The 2935-nt window shown below is 74.2% G+C and carries 4 protein-coding genes; 3 read left to right on the top strand and 1 reads right to left on the bottom strand.

Going from position 1 to position 2935, the window contains the following annotated elements:
• Positions 1–630: aminotransferase class I/II-fold pyridoxal phosphate-dependent enzyme (locus I59_RS14995; protein ID WP_022904567.1), on the top strand; the 630-nt coding region annotated here is incomplete at its 5' end.
• 77 nt (positions 631–707) lie between these two features.
• On the opposite strand, the gene I59_RS15000 is transcribed toward I59_RS14995, so the two are convergent.
• The gene (locus I59_RS15000) at positions 708–1163 is read right to left on the bottom strand and encodes a DUF4383 domain-containing protein (protein WP_022904568.1); all 456 of its coding nucleotides are present in this window, start codon (positions 1161–1163) and stop codon (positions 708–710) included.
• A gap of 99 nt (positions 1164–1262) precedes the next feature.
• Between I59_RS15000 and fmt the strand changes: the two genes are divergently transcribed.
• Together fmt and I59_RS15010 are read left to right on the top strand one after the other, a co-directional pair.
• The gene (gene fmt / locus I59_RS15005; protein WP_022904569.1) at positions 1263–2198 is read left to right on the top strand and encodes a methionyl-tRNA formyltransferase; all 936 of its coding nucleotides are present in this window, start codon (positions 1263–1265) and stop codon (positions 2196–2198) included.
• On the top strand, positions 2195–2935 hold a 741-nt coding region (locus I59_RS15010; protein ID WP_022904570.1), incomplete at its 3' end, for a transcription antitermination factor NusB. The genes fmt and I59_RS15010, both read left to right, overlap by 4 nt.

Below are 2935 nucleotides of genomic sequence, written 5' to 3' on the forward strand. Positions count from 1 at the left end.
TCGATCGCGCCGCTCGCCGAGATCTGCGACCTCGCCGAGCGGTACGACGCGCTCGTCATCGTCGACGACTCGCACGCGGTCGGCTTCGTCGGGGAGCGCGGGCGCGGGACCCCGGAGCTCTGCGGCGTCGCCGACCGGGTGGACGTGTACACGGGCACGTTCGGCAAGGCGCTCGGCGGTGCGTCCGGGGGCTACGTGTCGTCCCGCCGTGAGGTCGTCGACCTGCTCCGGCAGCGCTCGCGCCCGTACCTGTTCTCGAACTCCCTCGCGCCGGTCATCGCCGCGGGCACGGTCGCGGCGCTCGACCTCATCGAACGCTCCGACGATGCGCGGGCGCGGCTGGCCTCGAACGCGCGGGAGTTCCGGACCCTGATGGAGGACGCCGGCTTCGAGCTGCTGCCGGGGGAGCACCCGATCGTGCCCGTGATGTTCCACGACGCGGCGCGGACGGCGCGGATCGCCGACGAGATGCAGGCGCGCGGGGTGTACGTGACGGCGTTCAGCTACCCGGTGGTGCCGAAGGGGAAGGCGCGGATCCGGGTGCAGCTGTCGGCGGCGCACACCGAGGAGCAGGTGCGGCGGTGCGTCGATGCCTTCGTGGAAGCGCGCGCGTCGGTCGGGGACGACTGACGCCGGTCGTGTGACGGCCCCGGGAGCGCTGCGCTCCCGGGGCCGTCGTGCGTGGTGCTCGGTGCGCTCGGCGCCCGTCAGGGGCTGACCGGACGCCGGCGCTCCCGCGGGAAGACGACGCCGAGCAGGACCATGCCGACCGCGAGCACGAGGTGCAGCCAGTTGTCCGCCCAGTTCAGCGGCACGAAGTTCGCGCCCGACATCGTGCCGGCGGTGAACAGCCCGTAGACCCACAGGACGAAGTAGACGACCCCGCCGATGACGAGGTACATGCGGGAGCCGGTCGGGTAGCGCGCCGCGAGCAGCCCGACGACACCGAACAGCAGGTGCACGATGTTGTGCAGGACGGACACCTGGAAGATCCCGAGCAACATCGCCATCGAACCGTGTCCCGCCCCGGCGAGGTCGCCCGTCGTGAGCCCCGGGACGAACCCGGCGATCCCGACGAGCAGGAACACGATCCCGACGACGAGGGCGATCTTCTGGATGCTGGACCCGGCGTAGCGGTCGGTGGACGTGGTGACGTCGGACATGGTGCCTCCCTGGTGCGGCGAACGGTGCCGTGCTGCCGACCGTACGCACCCGGGGCCCGCCGTGCCGCCCAGTGCCGCGCACATGGGACGATGGACCCCATGCGTCTCGTCGTCGCCGGCAGCCCCGCTGCGGCCGTCCCCACCCTCCGCCGACTCGCGGCGTCCGACCACGAGATCGTCGCGGTCCTCACCCGTCCCGCCACGCCACAGGGTCGCAAGCGGGTCCTGACGCCGACCCCGGTGGCGCAGGTCGCCGCCGAGCTCGGAGTGCCGGTCTTCGAGGCCTCCCGGGTCGACGAGACCGTGACCGCGCAGATCGCCGCGCTCGAGCCGCACCTCGGCGTGATCGTCGCCTACGGCGCACTGCTCCGCCGTCCCGCCCTCGACACCCCGAGGCTCGGCTGGGTGAACCTGCACTTCTCCGCCCTGCCGGCGTACCGCGGCGCCGCACCCGTCCAGCGTGCGGTGATGGCGGGCGACACCGAGACCGCCGCGACGGTGTTCCAGCTGGTGGAGGCCCTCGACGCCGGCCCCGTGTACGCGTCCGAGCCGTTCACGATCGACCCGGACGCGACGAGCGGCGACGTCCTCGCCGCGATGGCCGAGACCGGTGCGGAGGTCGTGGCCCGGGTGGTCGACGACCTCGCCGCCGGGACCGCCGTCGCCACCGAGCAGACCGGCGACGTCACCCTCGCCCCGAAGCCCACCATCGACGACGCGCACGTCCGCTTCGACGAGCCCGCAGCCCGCGTCCACGCCCGCATCCGCGGCGTCACGCCCGAGCCCGGCGCGTTCGCCCACCTCGGCGAGACCCGCGTGAAGCTGCTCCGCAGCGCCGTCCGGCCCGGAGGCACGGCCTCCTCCGCCCCGCACCTCGCGCCCGGCGCGCTCGGCCTGGTCGACGGTCAGCTGCTGGTCGGGACGGCGGACGTCCCGCTCGTGCTCACCGAGGTACAGCCGGCGGGCAAGAAGGCGATGGACGCCGCTGCCTGGGCCCGTGGCCTCGGCCCGCTGGACGGGAAGGTCCTCGCGTGAGCGCCCCGGTGAACGGGCAGCGGGCCCGTGGAGCCCGGCCGACGTCGGCCCGGCGCGTCGCGTTCGACGTGCTCCGCGCCGTGCAGGTCGACGACGCGTACGCCAACCTCCTGCTCCCGTCACGCATCCGTCGCGCGGGGCTCTCCGCACGCGACGCGGCGTTCGCGACCGAGCTGACCTACGGGTCGATCCGGATGCTCGGTCGGTACGACGTGATCGTGGGCATCGCGTCCGGTCGCCGGGTCGAGAACATCGAGGCGGACGTCCTCGACGTCATGCGTCTCGGTACCCACCAACTGCTCGGCATGCGCACGCCGACGCACGCCGCCGTGTCCGCCACCGTCGAGCTCGCCCGTGAAGTCGGCGCCCGCCGGGCCACGGGCTTCGTCAACGCCGTGCTGCGCAAGGTCGCCGCGCGGACCGACGCGGAGTGGGACGCCGCGATCACCGAGGGCCGCGGCGGCGACGCGCTCCTGGCGACGCGGTGGTCGCACCCGACGTGGGTCGTGTCGGCGCTGCGGGACGCCCTCGCCGCGGAGCGGTCCCGCGACGAGCTCGCAGCGCTGCTCGCGGCCGACAACGTCGCACCGCGCGTCCAGCTCGCGGCGCTCCCCGGACTCGCGACGGACGACGACATCGCCACCGCCACCACGGCGGCCGACGACCCGGCTGACCCGGCAGACGCCGACGCCGCGCCCGTGCACAGCGCGGACGCCGACACCGACGGTCAGGACGTC

Source organism: Curtobacterium sp. B8 (assembly GCF_000333315.1).
Lineage (GTDB): Bacteria > Actinomycetota > Actinomycetes > Actinomycetales > Microbacteriaceae > Curtobacterium > Curtobacterium luteum.

Excerpts from the sequence above, each read along its gene's own strand:
- I59_RS15000 (WP_022904568.1), bottom strand. The coding sequence starts at position 1,163 with ATGTCCGACGTCACCACGTCCACCGACCGCTACGCCGGGTCCAGCATC.
- fmt (WP_022904569.1), top strand. The coding sequence starts at position 1,263 with ATGCGTCTCGTCGTCGCCGGCAGCCCCGCTGCGGCCGTCCCCACCCTC.